General features: G+C 63.3%; 17 protein-coding genes and 1 pseudogene. 14 read left to right on the top strand and 4 right to left on the bottom strand.

All coding sequences use genetic code 11. The features are described 5' to 3' along the window. Positions 1 to 20 precede the first annotated feature (20 nt). The 12 genes and pseudogenes from R3C13_RS04870 (at position 21) to R3C13_RS04815 (ending at position 11,407) form a co-directional block, all read left to right on the top strand. Entirely contained in the window at positions 21 to 479 is a 459-nt protein-coding gene (locus R3C13_RS04870) for a YbgC/FadM family acyl-CoA thioesterase (protein ID WP_371309687.1), read from the top strand. A gap of 189 nt (positions 480 to 668) precedes the next feature. After that, positions 669 to 1,379 carry a protein TolQ gene (gene tolQ, locus R3C13_RS04865; RefSeq protein WP_371309686.1) on the top strand — a complete coding sequence of 237 codons (711 nt, stop codon included), beginning with the start codon at positions 669 to 671 and terminating at the stop codon, positions 1,377 to 1,379. Between the two features lie 3 nt (positions 1,380 to 1,382). Next, on the top strand, positions 1,383 to 1,820 hold the full coding sequence (locus tag R3C13_RS04860; protein ID WP_371309685.1) for an ExbD/TolR family protein: 438 nt from the start codon (positions 1,383 to 1,385) through the stop codon (positions 1,818 to 1,820). Between the two features lie 21 nt (positions 1,821 to 1,841). After that, positions 1,842 to 2,768 (top strand): hypothetical protein, encoded by a 927-nt coding sequence (locus R3C13_RS04855; RefSeq protein WP_371309684.1) that lies wholly within the window; start codon positions 1,842 to 1,844, stop codon positions 2,766 to 2,768. Positions 2,769 to 2,791: 23 nt separating this feature from the next. Then, positions 2,792 to 4,150: a Tol-Pal system beta propeller repeat protein TolB gene (tolB, locus tag R3C13_RS04850; RefSeq protein WP_371309683.1), complete on the top strand. Its 1,359-nt coding sequence runs from the start codon at positions 2,792 to 2,794 to the stop codon at positions 4,148 to 4,150. A gap of 226 nt (positions 4,151 to 4,376) precedes the next feature. Continuing rightward, positions 4,377 to 4,928, top strand: a complete 552-nt coding sequence (pal, locus tag R3C13_RS04845; RefSeq protein ID WP_371309682.1) for a peptidoglycan-associated lipoprotein Pal — start codon at positions 4,377 to 4,379, stop codon at positions 4,926 to 4,928. 127 nt (positions 4,929 to 5,055) lie between these two features. Continuing rightward, the gene (locus R3C13_RS04840; RefSeq protein WP_371309681.1) at positions 5,056 to 5,574 is read left to right on the top strand and encodes an OmpA family protein; all 519 of its coding nucleotides are present in this window, start codon (positions 5,056 to 5,058) and stop codon (positions 5,572 to 5,574) included. 111 nt (positions 5,575 to 5,685) lie between these two features. After that, complete coding sequence (ybgF, locus tag R3C13_RS04835; RefSeq protein WP_371309680.1) at positions 5,686 to 6,771, top strand: tol-pal system protein YbgF; 1,086 nt, start codon at positions 5,686 to 5,688, stop codon at positions 6,769 to 6,771. Further along, positions 6,759 to 7,811: a tRNA lysidine(34) synthetase TilS gene (gene tilS, locus R3C13_RS04830; RefSeq protein WP_371309679.1), complete on the top strand. Its 1,053-nt coding sequence runs from the start codon at positions 6,759 to 6,761 to the stop codon at positions 7,809 to 7,811. Before ybgF ends, tilS begins: the two co-directional genes overlap by 13 nt. A 93-nt stretch (positions 7,812 to 7,904) precedes the next feature. Further along, a pseudogene (gene ftsH / locus R3C13_RS04825) lies at positions 7,905 to 9,832 on the top strand (ATP-dependent zinc metalloprotease FtsH). 120 nt (positions 9,833 to 9,952) lie between these two features. After that, complete coding sequence (locus R3C13_RS04820) at positions 9,953 to 10,732, top strand: hypothetical protein (protein ID WP_371309678.1); 780 nt, start codon at positions 9,953 to 9,955, stop codon at positions 10,730 to 10,732. A gap of 84 nt (positions 10,733 to 10,816) precedes the next feature. Next, positions 10,817 to 11,407: an N-acetyltransferase family protein gene (locus R3C13_RS04815; protein ID WP_371309677.1), complete on the top strand. Its 591-nt coding sequence runs from the start codon at positions 10,817 to 10,819 to the stop codon at positions 11,405 to 11,407. Here R3C13_RS04815 and R3C13_RS04810 read toward each other — a convergent pair. Genes R3C13_RS04810 through sdhC form a run of 4 tightly spaced genes read right to left on the bottom strand, consistent with a single transcriptional unit; the run spans position 11,404 to position 14,820 of the window. Then, on the bottom strand, positions 11,404 to 12,186 hold the full coding sequence (locus R3C13_RS04810) for a succinate dehydrogenase iron-sulfur subunit (protein WP_371309676.1): 783 nt from the start codon (positions 12,184 to 12,186) through the stop codon (positions 11,404 to 11,406). The two genes, R3C13_RS04815 and R3C13_RS04810, sit on opposite strands and share 4 nt — an antisense overlap. 17 nt (positions 12,187 to 12,203) lie before the next feature. Further along, positions 12,204 to 13,991 (bottom strand): succinate dehydrogenase flavoprotein subunit, encoded by a 1,788-nt coding sequence (gene sdhA, locus R3C13_RS04805; RefSeq protein WP_371309675.1) that lies wholly within the window; start codon positions 13,989 to 13,991, stop codon positions 12,204 to 12,206. Positions 13,992 to 14,013: 22 nt separating this feature from the next. Next, entirely contained in the window at positions 14,014 to 14,409 is a 396-nt protein-coding gene (gene sdhD, locus R3C13_RS04800) for a succinate dehydrogenase, hydrophobic membrane anchor protein (RefSeq protein WP_371309674.1), read from the bottom strand. Positions 14,410 to 14,421: 12 nt separating this feature from the next. After that, positions 14,422 to 14,820 carry a succinate dehydrogenase, cytochrome b556 subunit gene (sdhC, locus tag R3C13_RS04795; protein ID WP_371309673.1) on the bottom strand — a complete coding sequence of 133 codons (399 nt, stop codon included), beginning with the start codon at positions 14,818 to 14,820 and terminating at the stop codon, positions 14,422 to 14,424. A 109-nt stretch (positions 14,821 to 14,929) separates the two neighbouring features. Between sdhC and R3C13_RS04790 the strand changes: the two genes are divergently transcribed. After that, positions 14,930 to 16,687 carry a DUF885 family protein gene (locus tag R3C13_RS04790; protein WP_371309672.1) on the top strand — a complete coding sequence of 586 codons (1,758 nt, stop codon included), beginning with the start codon at positions 14,930 to 14,932 and terminating at the stop codon, positions 16,685 to 16,687. Continuing rightward, on the top strand, positions 16,684 to 17,403 hold the full coding sequence (locus R3C13_RS04785; protein ID WP_371309671.1) for a type 1 glutamine amidotransferase: 720 nt from the start codon (positions 16,684 to 16,686) through the stop codon (positions 17,401 to 17,403). Before R3C13_RS04790 ends, R3C13_RS04785 begins: the two co-directional genes overlap by 4 nt. The last annotated feature ends 70 nt before the right edge of the window (positions 17,404 to 17,473 follow it).

The raw sequence follows: 17,473 nt of genomic DNA, 5'->3' as shown, positions 1-17,473 counted from the left end.
CGCTCTGATAGGCCGGAGCCATGAGCCTGCCAGCCCTTGACGCACGCAATTTCGATGCAGACCGCCAGCACTGGATCCCCGTGCGCGTCTACTACGAAGATACCGATTTCACCGGCATGGTGTACCACGCCAACTACCTGCGCTTCTTTGAGCGGGGGCGATCGGACTGCTTGCGGGATGCGGGCGTCTCGCACCAGGATCTGCTGAACCGCGACGATCCTGCAGCCTTCACGCTCACCCGCGTCGAGGTGGACTACCGGCGGGCCGCGAAGGTGGACGACCTCCTGCATATCCGCACCCGCTATATGGGGCTCGACGGGGTGCGCTTCCTGTTCCGGCAGGCCTGCCTGCGCGGGGCGGAAGTGATTGCGGAAGCAGACATTACGGCCGTTATGATCCATGCGAATGGCCGGCCCCGGCGTCCCGTCCCGGAGCTGATGGAGCAACTGGAAGCCTATCGCTGGCAACAGTCTGGTTAACGAAACCACATAAAATCTTAACCGTTTCAACCTAGCCCCGGACGGGAGCTGCGGAATCCCGGTCCTCTGCCGTGTTTCTGCCGGAATTGTTGTTGAAACAGGGGCCTGACGCGCGCGGGGCCTCCCGCGGCGATAGCCTTTGGTGCGGGCCGCTGGCGCGCAGGACATTCAAGGAGCGGATATCGTCTCATGGAATCGGATGCGATTGGCACAGCGGCCAGTAATGCAGATTTCTCGCTGATCGGCCTCATCTTCGAGGCGGATCCCGTGGTCAAACTGGTGATGCTGGCGTTGCTTGCCGCATCGATCTGGTCCTGGGTCGTGATCGGGGAAAAGCTCTTCTCGATGGGCGCCGCCCGCAAGAAGGCCCGCCAGTTCGAGGAAGCCTTCTGGAACGGCCGCACGGAAGACCTGGACCTGCGCCCCGGCGCCGGCGCCGACGCGGCCAGCCGCGTCTTCTCTGCCGCTGCACGGGAATGGGCCGATGCGCGCCGGGTTGTGCCGGGCTCCGGCGAGGCAGCCGCCATCGTCAACCGGGCCGAACGGTCCATGCGGGCCACGATCGATCGTGAACTCGGCAAGGCCGGCACGGGCCTCAGCGTGCTGGCGACCATCGGCTCGGCTTCGCCCTTCATCGGCCTGTTCGGCACGGTCTGGGGCATCATGAACGCCTTTCTCAACATTGCCGAACAACAGGACACGAGCCTTGGCACGGTTGCCGGCCCGATTGCCGAAGCGCTTTTTGCGACCGGCATGGGCCTTGTCGCCGCCATCCCGGCTGTGATCTTCTACAACAAGTTCACAGGCGACCTGACAAAGCTGGCCGACCAGCTCGACACTTTCTCGCAGGATGTGCTGGTGCGTCTGTCGCGCCGCGCTTCCGACGCAGGGCGGGAATAGGCGATGGGTCTGATCCTGGGATCCGGTGGCAAAGGCGGGCGGCGCGGACGCCGCGCCCTGAATGCCGAAATCAACGTGACGCCGTTCGTGGACGTCATGCTGGTGCTGCTGATCGTCTTCATGATCACCGCGCCGTTGCTGGTGCGCGGGGAGGATGTGAACCTGCCCAAGACCCGGTCCGGCCCGATCCAGACCAATCCCAATGATGCGCCGCTGGCGATCACCATCAAGTCCAATGGCGATGTCTTCATCCAGACCACGCAGGTCGGCATCGACACGCTGGGCACCCAGATCCAGGCGATCATCGGCGAAGGCTATGACAAGCCGATCTATGTGCGTGCCGACGAGGCGACGCCCTATGGCAACGTCATGAACGTGATGGCCGAGATCAAGGCGGCCGGATACACGCGCGTCTCGCTCGTCACCGAGCAGAAGAAGTAAAGACAGGAGCGGCCCGCCCGAATGCTTCGTGGCCTGACAGTCTCCACGCTTGTCCACGCCAGTGTCCTGGCGATGGCGGTGCTGTCGTGGCCGCACCAGAAGACCGAGTGCGAGAAGCTGATCGAGCGACTGGAGCGCGAGGAACCGGGCCTCGCCCCCATCGACATCCTGATGCGCCTGCCGCAATGCGCGAGTTCCATCGATGTGCCGGTCGACTTTGTCGAGATCGGCCTCGTCACTGACATTGCCCCGGCCCAGAAGGCGGAAGAGCCCCCCGAGGAAGAACCCGAAGAGGTGATTCCGGAAGAGGTCGAAGACCAGCCCGAACCTCCGCCTGAGGAAGAGTCCGCACCGGAAGAGGAAGAGGTCGTCATTCCCGACGAGGAGGCCGAACCCGAAGAGGCGCCCAAGAAGGAAGAGCCGAAAAAAGAGGAGCCTCCGAAGAAGAAGGAGGAACCGAAGCTGATCGAGAAGCAGAAGCCGAAAGAGGCCGACGATCTCGACTTCCTCAATGATTTCGAGAATATCCTGAAAGACAAGGCCCAGACCGAGCGCCGCCAGGCACCGGATGAAGAACCGCCGAAGATCGACAAGCCGGTCCTGAAGGATGTTCAGCAAACCCGCCAGGGCGCAGGTGAGCGGCGCGGAAATACCGCTTCGCTGCAGGCCGCCATGCGCCGTCAGATCTATGTTTGCTGGCGCGGCGTGTCCGACCTGCCGCCGGAGGACCAGATCGATGTCGAGATGCGTGTCTCGCTGAACCGCGACGGCAGCCTCAAGGGCAATGTCGAACTGGTCAGCCCGCGCTCGCGCCCGGTGGGCCGTTCCGGTATTGCCGTGGACGTCGCGCTGCGCGCCGTCCGCAAATGCGCCCCTTACCAATTACCTGAAGACGATTATGAACTCTGGAAAGACATAAACGTCACGATCAGCCCGACCCAGCCATAAGAAACGCCCCAAGGAGAGATTTGATGACCCGCTTGCTGATGACCCTGGTGATGACGTTGTTCGTCACGCTCGGTTTCGCCTCGCCTGCACAGGCGGAGCTGAAAGTGCTCGTGGAAGGTGGCGGTAATTTCAAGCCGACGCCGCTGGCCATTCCGGACTTCCAGGTGCGCGGTACGAATACCGACCTTGCGCGCCAGATCGCCGATGTCGTGCGCTCCGACCTTGAATCGACCGGCCTGTTCGAAATGCAGAACCCGGCCTCCTTCATCCAGAAGGATCTGTCGATCGACGTCCAGCCGCGCTTTGCCGACTGGAAGATCATCAAGACGGACGGGCTTGTGGTCGGATCGTTCGAGGAACTGGCGGACGGCAAGATCGCCGTCTCCTTCCGCCTCTGGGACGTCTATGCCGGCGAAGTCATGCGCATCAACGGCCAGCCAGGACGCCGCCTTACCACGACGCCGGACAACTGGCGCCGCATCGCGCACAAGATCGCGGATTCGATCTATACGCGCCTCACCGGTGAAGACCCGTATTTCGACTCCCGCCTCGTCTACATCGCCGAAACCGGGCCGAAGCTGAACCGGGTGAAGCGCCTTGCGATCATGGATTCCGATGGCGCCAACCAGCAATACCTGACGCCGGGGCGCAACACGGTCCTGACGCCGCGTTTCAGCCCGTCGGCGCAGGAAATCACCTACATGTCGTATGAGGGCGGCAAGCCGCGCGTGTATCTCTTCAATATCGAGACGGGCCGCCAGGAACTGCTCGGCAATTTCCCCGGCATGACCTTCGCGCCGCGCTTCTCCCGCGACGGGGAAAGCGTGCTGCTGACGCAGGCGGAGAACGGCAACTCCGATCTCTACATCATGAATCTGCAGACCCGTCAGTCGAAGCGCCTGACCGAGCATCCGGCCATCGATACTTCGCCATCGATGTCGCCCGACGGCCGCTCGATCGTGTTCACCTCGGACCGGGGTGGCTCGCCTCAGCTCTACATCATGAACGCCGACAAGAGCCCGCGCACCTGCCCCTCGGGTGGCCGGGACGTTGCCTGCCGGATCACGTTCAACAAGGGTCAGTATTCGACGCCGGTCTGGAGCCCGCGGGGCGATCTTGTCGCCTTCACCAAGCAGCTTGGCGGCAAGTTCTATATCGGTGTGATCGGTATTGACGGTCAGGGCGAGCGCCTGCTGACCGAGGCCTATCTCGATGAAGGCCCGGACTGGTCGCCGAACGGCCGTGTGATCGTCTTCTTCCGCGAAAGCCGCCCGGGTGCGGGGCCGCAGCTCTGGTCGATCGACTTGTCGGGCCGCAATGAGCGCCGACTGCAGACCCAGACCGAGGCATCTGACCCTGCCTGGTCGCCTGTTCTCGAGTAACTACAGGAAAATCTACAGGTTTCGCCCCCGGAAAAAGCCTCCGGGGGCGTTGCTTTTGGGAGACACAGCCGGAATCTTTGTGTAAAAGGCCGAGCGCAACGGCTAGCGCCCGATTGTTGCCGGATTTCGGCCCGATTATGAAAGCAACGAGTGCTTTGCGCCCAGCCAATGCCAATATGGCCGCAAGGCGTTACCAAGCTCAGGAACTCAGGGGAGTCTGACTGACATGAAATCCTACCTCCAGATCACTGCAGCCGCTGCCGTGCTCGTTTCGCTCGGCGCCTGCGCGTCCAAGCCTGCTCCGGTCGAGACGACCGAGGCTCCGGTTGAAGTTGTCGACACGACGCCGGCTCCGGTTGAAACCGTTGACACCACGCCGGTTGCCCCGGTTGCCACGGGTCCGGCTGCAGGCTCGCTCGAAGACTTCCGCGTGAACGTCGGCGAGCGCGTCTTTTTCGACCTCAACGCCTACCGCCTCGACACTGACGATCAGGAAATCCTGAAGCGTCAGGCTGCCTGGCTCGCTTCCTACCCGTCCGTTCGCATCGTGGTCGCAGGCAACTGCGACGAGCGCGGCACGCGTGAGTACAACCTTGCCCTCGGCGAGCGTCGCGCGTCCGTCGTGAAGGACTACCTCGTGTCGCTCGGCGTCGATCCGTCGCGCATCGACACCATTTCCTACGGCAAGGAACGCCCGATTGCGGCCGGTTCGGACGAGCAGTCCTGGGCCCTGAACCGCAATGGCTTCACGCAGCTCGTGTCGGGTACGACCAGCTAAGAGCCCGCCTCTTTTTTTGCACATTGCAGCCGGGTGCCATAATTTGGCCCCGGCTGTTTTGTTTAGAGGCTGGGTTTTCGTGCGTACCCCACACCCCGCCCTCTGTTCATTCTTGAAAGGCACGTCCATGAACTCCCGCCACGCCCTCGCGCTTGCGAGCGCCTCGCTTCTCATCCTTGGCGCCTGCGCCACCAAGCCTGCCCCTGTCGCTGAAGAAGCCGCTGCAGTTGTCGAGACCGACACCACTGCAACGGCCCCGACGACCGGCGTCGGCACCGGCGATGTTGCCGCTGTCGTTACCGAGCCTGCGCTCGGCGATCGCGTCTATTTCGACCTCAACGGTGACAATCTCGACACCGATGACCAGTCCCTGTTGAAACAGCACGCCCTGAAATACGCTCAGGACCGTGATGTCCGGATCCTCGTTGCCGGCAACTGCGACGAGCGCGGCACGCGCGAATACAACCTCGCCCTCGGCGAGCGCCGTGCTGCTTCCGTGAAAGCCTACCTTGTCAGCCTCGGCATCGACGGCACCCGGATCGACACCATCTCCTACGGCAAGGAACGCCCGATCGCCGCCGGCTCCGACGAGCAGGCCTGGGCAATGAACCGTAACGGGTTCATCCAGATCGTCGCCCCGAACTGATTGCCGCAGCCCCTTCCGGGCTGAGGATTCAGGTATCATTTGCAGCCGGGTGCCATATTTTGGCCCCGGCTGTTTTTGTATGGTCGCAGCACAATCCGGAGGCTTCCATCCATGTTCAAGACACCCGCCCTGGTGCTTGCCAGTTTCCTCATGCTTGCCTCGCCGGCACTGGCCCAGCGCAGCGCCCCGATCACGCAGGGAACGACCAGCTCCGACCTCGCTCAGCAAGTGGCCCAGGCCCGGCAGCAGAATGCCGACCTGACTGTGCAGATTAGCGGCCTAAAGGGCGACATCATGGAACTCAACGGGCGGATCGAGACGCTTGAGTTCCAGCTGCAGCAATCGCGCAACGACAATGAGGCGCTGGTGAAGGACAATGAAACGCTGGCGGACGACATGAAGTCGCTGCGCAGCGAGATGCGGGCGCAGTCCCGTGCCTTGCAGGATCTTCAGGCCCGCGTGCTGGGCATGGATCCCGGCGAGGAATCGACGTCCTCCAGCCTGTCTTCTGAGCCATCGAACTATTCGTCCTATCCCGGCTCGGCGAGCGGCAATCCCTATCCGTCTTCCTCTTCCGCCTCGGGCGGGACCACGACCCGGACCGTGACGACAATCACCCGGCCCGTCACCTCGCAGGACTCGTCCTCCGGTGGCCCGCGCCGGATCGTCGGCTCCGAGCCGAGCAGCGGCGTCGTCACGCGCAGCGCCGAGAGCGTTCGCGACCAATCTGAATCGGCCGGCATGGCGGTCAGCCAGAGCAACCTGCCGACCGGATCGCTCGGCACGATCCCCGCGAGCGCCCTGCCGGGCGAAGCCGGCCCACTGTTCGCGTCGGCCAAGGCGAAGCTGATCCAGTTCGATTATGCGGGCGCCGAAGTGGCGTTCCGGGCGTTTATCGATCAGTTTTCAGATGATCCACAGGCGGGCGAGGCCCATTACTGGCTGGCTGAAGCGCTTTACCAACAGAAGGCCTATGCTGACAGCGGCGCCGCCTATACGACCATGATCCGGTCGTATCCGGACGATCCGCGGGCGCCGGACGCGCTGGTAAAGCTGGCGCGCGCCATGCGCCTGATCGGCGACAAGGAGAAAGCCTGCCTTGCGCTGGACACGCTGCCGAAGCGCTACCCGAAAGCATCCGGGGTGACGCGCGACCTGGCGGCCGTGGAACGGACCAAGTCCGGGTGCAGCAACTAGCGGCCCTTCCGGTACCAGACACGGTCACAGAGTCTTTCGACCGGCTCTGCAGCTTCGCTGCGGGGCCGGTTTGCGTTGCGGTATCGGGGGGAGGGGATTCCCTTGCGCTGCTGGTACTGGCGGCGGCATGGGCGAAACGGCGGGGGCGGACGATCCTGTCCTTCACCGTGGACCACCGGCTGCGGCCGGAAGCGGCAGCGGAGGCCCGGCACGTGGCGGGCATTTCCCGTGACCTTGGCATCCGGCATGAAACGCTGGCCTGGGCCGCGCCGAAAGCAGGGCAGGCGGTGGCGCGCGCCGCCCGGCATGATCTTCTGGCTGGTGCTGCAGCTCAGGCTGACAGCCGCCTTATCCTGACGGCGCACACGGAGGATGACCAGGCCGAAACCGTCCTGATCCGGGCCCGGTCCGGTTCCGGCTGGTATGGCCTTGCCGGGATCCAGACGCTTGCCGTGACGCCCGCGACGGGCAATGGCAGCGATGCGTTGGTCGCCCGACCGCTGCTCGGCATGTCCCGTGAGGCGTTGAGGGGCGTCCTCACAGCCGAAGGTCTGCGCTGGATCGAGGATCCATCAAACAGCGACCCGCGATTTGAGCGGGTGCGGATGCGGCGCCTGTTGGCCGAGGTGCCGGGCCTCAGGGCGGGCGTCTTGTCCTGCCAGAACGGGCTGCAGGCCTTTCGCACAGTGGAAGACCGCGCCCTCGGGCGGTGGCTCGACGGCTGCGTGCGCAGCGAAGGCGAAGGAATTTCCATATCCGGCGGGCTTCCGGAGGGTGAACGGGGTGTGCGGGCCTTGTCGCTGGTCATCCAGCTCACCACGATGCGTGCGCGTCCTCCGCGGGCCGACGCGATGGTCAGGCTCGCCCGTCGACTTGGTACGCCGCGACCCTTCCGCGCAGCGACCCTTGGAGGGGCGATTATTTCCGCCGGCGATGGCATCATCCACCTTAAGGCAGAGCAATTGCTGGATCTGCCTGTAGTTAATGCAATTCCCGCACGCTTGGCGGCGTTCAGAACGGTCTGTTCAGGCAAACCATGAGAAATATGACATGGTGACAGCTCAGGAGTCGTTTTTGCGTGAGGGCATGCCTATGTTACAAAGCGAGAAGCTTTCTAAACTGCGAGAGTTGAGATGAACGTCCGGAATTTGGCTATCTGGGGCGCCATTGCCCTCCTAGTGATCGGTATGGCGATTGCCATGGGCGGCAATCCGGAAGCGACCCACGCGAACCGCGCCAAGCTGTCCGAGATCTATGCACTTGTGGATGCCGGAGAGGTGACCGAAGCCACGCTTGGCGACGAGCAGATCGTGGTGAAAACCACGGACAACCGCACGCTGGTCTCCGAACTGCGCGCTCTCGACATGAGCACCCAGGACTACCTGCGCGAGCACAATGTGCCCTTCACGGTGGATGCTGACAGCGGCCGCAACACGTTTGCCTCGCTGCTCTTCTCGATCCTGCCGATCCTGCTGATTGTCGGCTTCGTCTTCTTCATGATGCGCCAGATGCAGGGCGGCGGCGGACGTGGGGCGATGAGTTTCGGCAAGTCGCGCGCCCGCTTGCTGACGGAAAAGCATGGCCGCGTCACATTTGACGATGTCGCTGGCGTGGATGAAGCCAAGGAAGAGCTGCAGGAGATCGTCGAATTCCTGCAAGATCCGTCGAAATTCCAGCGTCTTGGCGGCAAGATTCCGAAAGGCGCCTTGCTGGTCGGCCCGCCCGGTACCGGCAAGACGCTACTCGCGCGCGCTGTCGCAGGGGAGGCGGGCGTGCCCTTCTTCACAATTTCCGGCTCTGACTTCGTCGAAATGTTCGTCGGCGTCGGCGCCAGCCGCGTGCGCGACATGTTCGAACAGGCCAAGCGCTCGGCGCCGTGCATCATCTTCATTGACGAGATCGACGCGGTCGGTCGTTCGCGCGGCGCCGGCCTCGGCGGCGGCAATGACGAGCGCGAGCAGACACTGAACCAGCTGCTGGTGGAGATGGATGGCTTCGAAGCCAATGAAGGCATCATCATCATGGCCGCCACCAACCGGCCGGACGTGCTGGACCCGGCCCTGCTGCGCCCCGGCCGTTTCGATCGTCAGGTCACTGTCGGAAATCCCGACATTCTCGGCCGTGAGAAAATCCTGCGCGTTCACATGCGCAACGTGCCGCTGGCGAAGGACGTCGACGCGAAGACCATCGCGCGCGGCACACCGGGCTTCTCGGCGCCGACCTTGCGAACCTCGTCAACGAGGCCGCGCTGCTGGCCGCCCGCCGCGGCAAGCGCGTCGTTGCCATGCAGGAATTCGAGGACGCCAAGGACAAGGTTCTGATGGGGCCTGAGCGCCGCTCCATGGTCATGTCCGAGAAGGAAAAGGAACTCACTGCCTGGCACGAGGCCGGCCACGCCATCGTGGCCATGAAGGTGCCGGCCGCTGATCCGGTCCACAAGGCGACGATCATTCCGCGCGGCCGTGCTCTCGGTATGGTCATGCAGCTGCCGGAAGATGACAAGCTGTCTATGAGCCGGATCGAGATGACTTCGCGCCTCGCCATCATGATGGGTGGCCGTGTGGCGGAAGAGTTGAAATTCGGCGACGACCATGTCACCGCCGGCGCGGCGTCCGACATCCAGCAGGCCACCCGCCTTGCCCGCGCCATGGTTACCCGCTGGGGCTTTGCCGACACGATCGGCCCGGTGGATTACGGCTCCGACCAGGGCGACGTTTTCCTCGGCCAGCAGCTCGTCCAGTCGAGCCATGTGTCGGAGGAAACTTCGCGCAAGATCGAGGAGGAGGTCCGCAAGCTGATCCAGAAGGGTATGGACGATGCGCGCCAGATCATGACGGACAGTCGTGAAGAATGGTCCGCAATCGCGACCGGCCTGCTCGAATACGAAACCCTGACGGGCGAGGAGATTTCCGAACTTCTCAAAGGCAAGCCGCCGACCCGCCCCGATATCAGCGATGAAGACATGACGCCCGGCTCCGCCGTGCCGGTCATCGGCAAGCGCCGCAAGCCGAAGGGCGATGCCGGCGAAACTTCCGGAGATCCGGAGCCGAATCCGGCCTGATCCGATTAGAACGGGCATTTCGAAAGACGCGCCGGGAAACCGGCGCGTTTTTTCTTTTTTGTGCCGCAGGATTGTCGCAGTCCGCCTGCAGCTTCCCGCCTGTTCGGACGGGAGAATATCATGGATATCAGGATTTCAGGGCTGGCGGTGCTGGTCATGGCGCTTGCGCTCGGCGCGTGTCAGAGCAGCGTGCAGACAAGTTCGGGGGCTGACTATCTCGCCCGCTATGACGGCAGCTATGAAGTGGCAGCCGGCGCCTGTGGCAGTGATACGGATGCTGAAGTGCGCCGCATCGCGGCGATCGAGCCGGACCTTCGCTTCCCGGCAAAGATCGGCGTGGCGCGGATCGGACCTTATGGCGATCTCGTTGCCGTCCCAGCCAATGAGCTGGAAATCTGGGGGGAACTCGCGGAAGGGATCGGCCCGGAGACTGGCGCCTTCGTTCCGGTGAGCCCGATGATCGCCGCGATGGTTTCCGATTCTGAACCTGGTGCGGGCTCCCAGGCGCGGACAATCGACCATATCCGCAAGGGCGCTGCGCGTCAGCACATCGACTATGTGCTGGTGTATGAAACCGCGACGAAAGGAAAGGATCGGTCGAACGAGCTGTGGCTTGCGGACCTGACTGTGCTCGGCCTGTTCGTGCTGCCGACGCGCAATGTGGAAGTGGAAGCGACCGCGAGCGGCTTGCTGATCGATGTCCGCAACGGTTACCCCTATGCGACGATGACATCCTTCGCCGAGAAGAAAGGCCTCTCTCGTGCCATCGCGACCTGGTCGAAAAGGCAGGATCTTTCCGCGACGGCGGAAGAGAAGGCTGTCCTCGAGCTCGCCGATGATGTGCGCGATGCGCTCAGCCAGCTGAAGGATGCCGCTCTGGATCCGCCTGCAGAGGGCTGAGCCTGGTTTCGCCCATGGTCGTGTTGCGGGGCAGGGGCTTTTCTGGCTGACTGTGTCTTTGATCGCGGATGCAGGCCACCAGGAATGCCGACGAAACCCGTTCTTACGCAGCTGCAGGATGGCACCGACGTCCTGCTCCGGCCTGTCGGCCTCGCGGATGAGGGGCGATTTGCCGAGATCGTCGAGAAGATGTCGCCGCAATCGCGCTATCTTCGCTTCTTCACCGGCATCGCAAAGATTCCCGAGCAGATCATCCACCAGCTCGCCGATGCGGACGGTGACCGGCACATCGCCTGGGGTGCGCTGGACCTGACGCGGCCGCGCCAGCCGCTATTGAGTGCGGCACATGCCATCCGGATGGAAGAGGGGTATTCGGCGGAGCTCGCCATGGGTGTGCTCGACGATTACCAGGCGCAAGGCATTTCCCGCATGCTGATCGCCTGCGTTGCGCTTCAATGCCACGATCAGGGAATCATCATGCTCGAAGCCGAGACGCTGCCGGAGAACCGCAAGGCCAACAATCTCTTCAAAGCGCTGGGCGGACGTGTGACCAGTCCGATGCCGCCCACGACCACCTGGCAGTTCCATGTTGGGGAATTGATCAGCGTGCTGAGGGCCATGGAATCCCCGAAGGGACTCCGAGACGTGTTCCGCGTGAACGGCGGTGCGCCCTAGGCGACGCGCTCCACCATCATGTGCTTGATCTTGGCGATGGCCTTGGCGGGGTTGAGCCCCTTCGGGCAGACCTGCGCGCAGTTCATGATCGTATGGCAACGATACAGCTTGAAAGGGTCTTCCAGCGCATCGAGGCGCTCGCCGGTGGCTTCGTCGCGGCTGTCGATCAGCCAGCGATAAGCCTGCAGCAGGGCCGCCGGGCCGAGATACTTGTCGCCATTCCACCAATAGGACGGGCAGGAGGTGGAGCATGAGGCGCAGAGAATGCACTCGTAGAGGCCATTCAGTTCCTCGCGGTCTGCTTCGGACTGCTTCCATTCCTTTTCCGGGGCCGGCGTGTCGGTTTTCAGGAAGGGCTGCACATAGGCATGCTGGGCGTAGAAATTCGTCAGGTCCGGGATCAGGTCGCGCACCACCGGCTGGTGGGGCAGCGGGCTGATCGTGACGGCGCCGGAAGGCAGGTCGTCGAAGCCCTTGGTGCAGGCAATCGTATTGCGCCCGGCAATGTTCATCGCGCAGGAACCGCACACGCCCTCACGGCAGGAGCGACGGAAGGCCAGCGTCGGGTCGATGTTGTTCTTGATGTATAGCAGCACGTCCAGGATCATCGTCCCGGCACGGTCCATGTCGACCCAGTAGGTGTCCCAGCGCGGGCCGGTGCCTTCGTCCGGATTGTAGCGATAGATGCGGAACTCGCGCAGGTTCTTCGCGCCTTGCGGTTTCGGCCAGGTCTTGCCCTTCTTCGGCTGCGACCCTTTGGGGAGAGTAAGCTGAACCATCTTGGATCCGATCCTGTTTAGTAAACCCGGGCCTTGGGCTCGATATAGCTGATTTCGTTCGACATGGTGTAGGTGTGCACCGGCCGGTAATCGAGTGTCACCTTGCCGGCGCCGTCGTTCCAGGCGAGCGTGTGCTTCATCCACTTTTCATCGTCGCGCTCGGAGAAATCTTCGCGTGCATGCGCGCCGCGGCTTTCCTCGCGGTTGGCGGCCGAGTTCACGGTGACGGCGGCCTGGGCGATGAGGTTGTCGAATTCAAGCGCTTCGACGAGGTCGGTGTTCCACACCATGGTGCGGTCCTGCACGTCGATGCCGGGCAGTTTCGCATAAACTGCCTCGATCTCGTCGACGCCCTGCTTCAGCACGTCGCCGGTGCGGAACACGGCGCAGTTGTTCTGCATCGCCTTCTGCATTTCGAGGCGCAGCTTTGCGACGGGATGCTCGCCGGAGGCGTTGCGGAACCGGTCGAACCGGTCGAGGTGACGGTCGGTTGCGCCCTTCGGCAGTTCTGGTTGGGTCGCGCCGGCATCGGTGGTCTCCCCACAGCGCAGGCCCGCAGCGCGGCCAAACACGACGAGGTCGATCAGCGAGTTCGACCCGAGACGGTTCGCTCCGTGCACGGACACACAGGCCGCTTCGCCGACGGCCATCAGGCCCGGCACGACGGCATCCGGGTCGCCATTCTTCTTGGTCAGCACTTCGCCATGATAGTTCGTCGGGATGCCGCCCATATTGTAATGGACCGTCGGCAGGACCGGGATCGGCTCCTTGGTCACCTCGACGCCGGCAAAGATCTTGGCGGTTTCCGAGATGCCCGGCAGTCGGGCGTGCAGCACTTCAGCGCCCAGGTGCTCAAGGTGCAGGTAGATGTGGTCTTTCTCCGGGCCAACGCCGCGGCCTTCGCGGATTTCCATGGTCATCGCGCGGGAAACGACGTCGCGGGAGGCGAGGTCCTTCGCGCTTGGCGCGTAACGCTCCATGAAGCGCTCGCCTTCGGAGTTGGTCAGGTAGCCGCCTTCGCCGCGCGAGCCTTCCGTGATCAGACAGCCCGAGCCGTAGATGCCGGTCGGGTGAAACTGCACGAATTCCATGTCCTGCAGCGGCAGGCCGGCGCGCAGCACCATCGCATTGCCGTCGCCCGTGCAAGTGTGGGCCGAGGTGCAGGAGAAATAGGCGCGTCCATAGCCGCCAGTCGCGAGAATGGTCTTCTGCGCGCGGAAGCGGTGCAGCGTGCCGTCGTCCAGTTTCCAGGCCGTCACGCCGCGGCAGGCGCCGTCATCGTCCATGATGAGGTCGAGCGCGAGATATTCGATGAAGAACTCAGTCTCCTCGCGCACGCACTGGCCGTAGAGCGTGTGCAGCATGGCGTGGCCGGTCCGGTCAGCGGCGGCGCAGGTGCGTTGCACCGGGCCCTGGCCGAAGTCGCGGGTCATGCCGCCGAAGGCGCGCTGGTAGATCTTGCCTTCGTCGGTCCGCGAGAAGGGCATGCCCCAGTGCTCGAGTTCGTAGACGGCGGCCGGGGCGTTGCGCGTCAGGTATTCGCTGGCGTCCTGGTCGCCCAACCAGTCGGACCCCTTGACGGTGTCGTACATGTGCCAGCGCCAATTATCCTCGCCCATGTTCCCGAGCGAGGCGGCGATACCGCCCTGGGCGGCAACCGTGTGCGAGCGGGTGGGGAAGACCTTGGTGATGCAGGCTGTGCGCAGGCCCGCCTGGGCGGCGCCCAGCGCCGCGCGGAGGCCGGAACCGCCCGCGCCAACAACCACGACATCGTAAGTATGGTCGATCCAGTTATATGTGCTCATATCAATTCTCCCGCAGCCCGCCTCAGGCGGCTGCGCCAATCCAGAGTTTCAGCACCGAAAGCGCGACGATCGCGAACAGGGCAATACAGGCGAAGCTGTTGAGGATCAGCAGCGCCGCGCGCGTTCCGCTTTTGGCGATATAGTCCTCGATCACGACCTGCATACCGAGGCGCATGTGATAGATCGCCGCGCCTGCCGTCAGGATCAGCAGGATCGCCGGAACCGGTTGGGACACCCAGTCGGCGGCGGTCGCTTCGCCGCCCTGGATGGCGCGAATGACCGAGAACACGAACCATGGCACGAGGAAGATCAGCGCAAGCGCCGAAACGCGCTGGCGGATGTGATGAACGGTGCCGGATTTCGCGGAGCCGAGGCCGCGTGCGGCCTTTGTCGGTGTGAGGAACTGGTTGTTCGACATGGGTGTGGCCTCCTAGAGCCAGGCGGCGGCGGCCCAGATGGCAGCCGCGCCGAGGAAGGCAAAGGTGTAATTGAAGATAGAGAAGGCGCTCGCCGCCTTTGGGCCGAACGCAACGCCCGGCCCATCCCACAGAAGGTGGCGGATGCCGTTGACGAAATGGAAGAGCACCGCGACGGCCCAGAAATACAGCACGACCTTGCCGAACCAGGAGAACAGCAATGTTTCGATCAGGCCGTAAGTGTCTGATCCGGTTGCGAGCGCGACGAGCCAGGCAGCGATCAGGAAAGTGCCGAAATAAAGTGCGACGCCGGTAATCCTGTGGGTGATCGAGGCGGCCATGGTGGCATGCGGGCGCCAGACCTGAAGGTGCGGCGACAGGGGCCGGGTATCTGCCCGTGGTGTACCAGACATGTGAGGGATACCTTCCGATGCTATGAAAGAGTTGCAATCAGGTGCTTGGCTTGGCGTTCTAGGAGTCTCTATGATCCTGTCAACGCACCGCAACGCCTGGAGCAGCAAAATGAGACTTTTTGTGTATGCGATGACGGCTGTTGCCCTCTGTGTGCCGCCGGCGCTGGCAGAAGACCCGCTGGACCCCCTGATCGGCGCCTATGAGGCCTATCTCGCCGAGTCGAGCCCTTATGAGGCGGCACTTCAGGCCGGCGCCGCGCCCGCGTCCTGGGGAAATGTGACGCCTGAGGCCATTTCGGCCCGCATGGACAAGGCCGTAGCCCTCCGGGCGGCAATCGACGCGGCAGAAACCGACCGCACCACCGATCAGGCGATCCTTGAGCGGCTGTTGACCGGGGAAATCGACGATGCCCGGTTCGATCTTGCGCGCATCCCGTTTACCGGCGACTGGGGCTTTCAGGCAGAGCCGATCTTTGCCGCGCTGCGCACGGAGATTTCGACCGAGGCGGAGGGCGATGCGTGGATCGCCCGGCTGAACGATGTGCCGCGCTATTTCTCTGAAAATATTGAAAATATGCGCCGGGGCCTGGAAACCGGCTGGGTGGCGCATGCCGACCCGCTGAAAACGGCGACCGACCAGATTCGCGAACAGATCGTGGAGGCCCCGGCGGGCAGCGACCTCTACAAGCCATTCCTGAACTTGCCGGAAGACATGGACCCGGTCGTCGCCCTGCGCCTCAAGGCTGACGGGCTGAAAGCCGTGGAAACAGCGATCGGCGCCTATCGTGATACGCTGGCCTTCATCGAGGCCGATTATGCGCCCCAAACGCGGGAAGGGGCGGGAATTGCCGGATTGCCGGACGGCAAGGAGGTCTACCTCGCCGACATTGAGCATTACACCGCCGGCGCCGGCTACTCGCCGGAGGAAATCCATGAACTCGGTCTCTCGGAAGTCGCCCGGATCCGCGGTGAAATGGAAGCGATCATCGAGGAAATCGGGTTCGAGGGTTCGTTCCGCGACTTTCTCGACTTTCTGCGCACCGATCCGCAATTCTATGCAAAATCGCCTGAGGAGCTGATGAATCGGGCCCGCACCATTGCCGAGCGCCTCAATGCGGTCCTGCCGGACTATTTCGGCCATCTGCCAGCGCTGGGATTTGATGTCGAGCCGGTGCCGGACGCCATCGCGCCGGGCTATACGACCGGGCGCTATGTCGAGGGCGATCCGGAGAAGGGGCGCAAGGGCATTTATCTCGTCAACACCTATGCGCTCGACCAGCGGCCACTCTACGAACTGCCGGCCCTTTCTGCGCACGAAGCCGTGCCGGGTCACCATCTTCAGATCGCGCTCGCCAAGGAGATGAAAGACCAGCCGCGTTTCCGCCGCGAATATTACGCGACGGCGTTTGGTGAGGGCTGGGGCCTTTATGCCGAACAGATCGCAAAGGAGGCCGGCATTTATGAGACGCCTTATGAGCGCTTCGGGGCGCTGTCTTATGAAATGTGGCGAGCCTGCCGGCTGGTCGCCGATACGGGCCTGCACTGGTATGGCTGGACCCGTGAGGAGGCCGAGGCCTGCTTCAAGGAGAACACTGCGCTCGCCCCGCTCAATATTGAGATTGAAGTGACGCGCTATATCGGCTGGCCGGGGCAGGCGACGGCCTACAAGATTGGTGAACTGAAGATCCTCGACCTGCGCGGCGAGGCAAAAGGCGCGCTCGGGCCTCGGTTCAGCCTCAAGGCTTTCCACGATGCCGTGCTGGCGCAGGGCGCTGTGCCGATGGATGTGCTGGACGAGCAGATCCATGCCTGGATCGCCGGCCAGCAAGCGACGACCGCCAGCGAAGCCCCACCGCGCGCCCAATGAAGCTGACCATAATTGAAACCGGCCTGCCGCCGGCGCCGCTTCGCGACAGGTTTGATGATTATCCGGCCATGTTCCGGCAGATGATGTCGGCTGTCGGGGATTATACCTTCGAGACGATCCCCTTGGTGAAGGGCGCCAGCCTGCCGGACCCGTCCGGGCTCGATGCCGTGATGATGACTGGTTCTCCGGCTGGCGTTTACGATGACGAACCCTGGATCGCGCCGTTGCAGGACTTCATCCGGGGCGCTGCCGCGGCTGATGTTCCGCAGGTTGGCATCTGTTTCGGTCACCAGATTCTCGCCGAAGCGCTGGGCGGCAAGGTGGTGAAATCCGAAAAGGGCTGGGGTGTCGGCCGGCACACCTATGAAGTGCTCGCCTGTCCGGACTTTGTGACGGACGGATGTCCGCCGGTCATTTCTGCCGCGGTCAGCCATCAGGATCAGGTTGTGCTGCGTCCACCGGGTGCGGAAGTCATCGCGGCGTCTGAATTTACGCCCTATGCCGGCCTCTATTATCCCGAGGCGCCCGCGTTCAGCTTCCAGTGCCATCCGGAATTCGACGATACGTTTTCCTCTGCCCTGTATGATCTGCGGCGCGACCGGCTGGGTGAGGCAATGACCGGGCAGGCGATTTCCTCCCTGAAACAGACGGGCGATCATGCGCGCCTCGCGCGCTGGATTGGCGCCTTCCTGACGGCACACAGCCGAGGGCGTTAACGATTCGCTTTTGGTGCGAAACCTGCATCTGGTTGCGTCAGACCCCTTAAACGTGTTCAAGACCCGCACG

It is taken from the genome of Hyphomonas sp. (assembly GCF_041398385.1).
In the GTDB taxonomy this organism is placed as follows: domain Bacteria; phylum Pseudomonadota; class Alphaproteobacteria; order Caulobacterales; family Hyphomonadaceae; genus Hyphomonas.
This window is presented reverse-complemented; position numbering and strand designations above follow the sequence as displayed.

Coding starts and splice junctions, on each gene's coding strand:
- R3C13_RS04870 (WP_371309687.1), top strand. CDS start 21: ATGAGCCTGCCAGCCCTTGACGCACGCAATTTCGATGCAGACCGCCAG.
- tolQ (WP_371309686.1), top strand. CDS start 669: ATGGAATCGGATGCGATTGGCACAGCGGCCAGTAATGCAGATTTCTCG.
- R3C13_RS04860 (WP_371309685.1), top strand. CDS start 1,383: ATGGGTCTGATCCTGGGATCCGGTGGCAAAGGCGGGCGGCGCGGACGC.
- R3C13_RS04855 (WP_371309684.1), top strand. CDS start 1,842: ATGCTTCGTGGCCTGACAGTCTCCACGCTTGTCCACGCCAGTGTCCTG.
- tolB (WP_371309683.1), top strand. CDS start 2,792: ATGACCCGCTTGCTGATGACCCTGGTGATGACGTTGTTCGTCACGCTC.
- pal (WP_371309682.1), top strand. CDS start 4,377: ATGAAATCCTACCTCCAGATCACTGCAGCCGCTGCCGTGCTCGTTTCG.
- R3C13_RS04840 (WP_371309681.1), top strand. CDS start 5,056: ATGAACTCCCGCCACGCCCTCGCGCTTGCGAGCGCCTCGCTTCTCATC.
- ybgF (WP_371309680.1), top strand. CDS start 5,686: ATGTTCAAGACACCCGCCCTGGTGCTTGCCAGTTTCCTCATGCTTGCC.
- R3C13_RS04820 (WP_371309678.1), top strand. CDS start 9,953: ATGGATATCAGGATTTCAGGGCTGGCGGTGCTGGTCATGGCGCTTGCG.
- R3C13_RS04815 (WP_371309677.1), top strand. CDS start 10,817: ATGCCGACGAAACCCGTTCTTACGCAGCTGCAGGATGGCACCGACGTC.
- R3C13_RS04810 (WP_371309676.1), bottom strand. CDS start 12,186: ATGGTTCAGCTTACTCTCCCCAAAGGGTCGCAGCCGAAGAAGGGCAAG.
- sdhA (WP_371309675.1), bottom strand. CDS start 13,991: ATGAGCACATATAACTGGATCGACCATACTTACGATGTCGTGGTTGTT.
- sdhD (WP_371309674.1), bottom strand. CDS start 14,409: ATGTCGAACAACCAGTTCCTCACACCGACAAAGGCCGCACGCGGCCTC.
- sdhC (WP_371309673.1), bottom strand. CDS start 14,820: ATGTCTGGTACACCACGGGCAGATACCCGGCCCCTGTCGCCGCACCTT.
- R3C13_RS04790 (WP_371309672.1), top strand. CDS start 14,930: ATGAGACTTTTTGTGTATGCGATGACGGCTGTTGCCCTCTGTGTGCCG.
- R3C13_RS04785 (WP_371309671.1), top strand. CDS start 16,684: ATGAAGCTGACCATAATTGAAACCGGCCTGCCGCCGGCGCCGCTTCGC.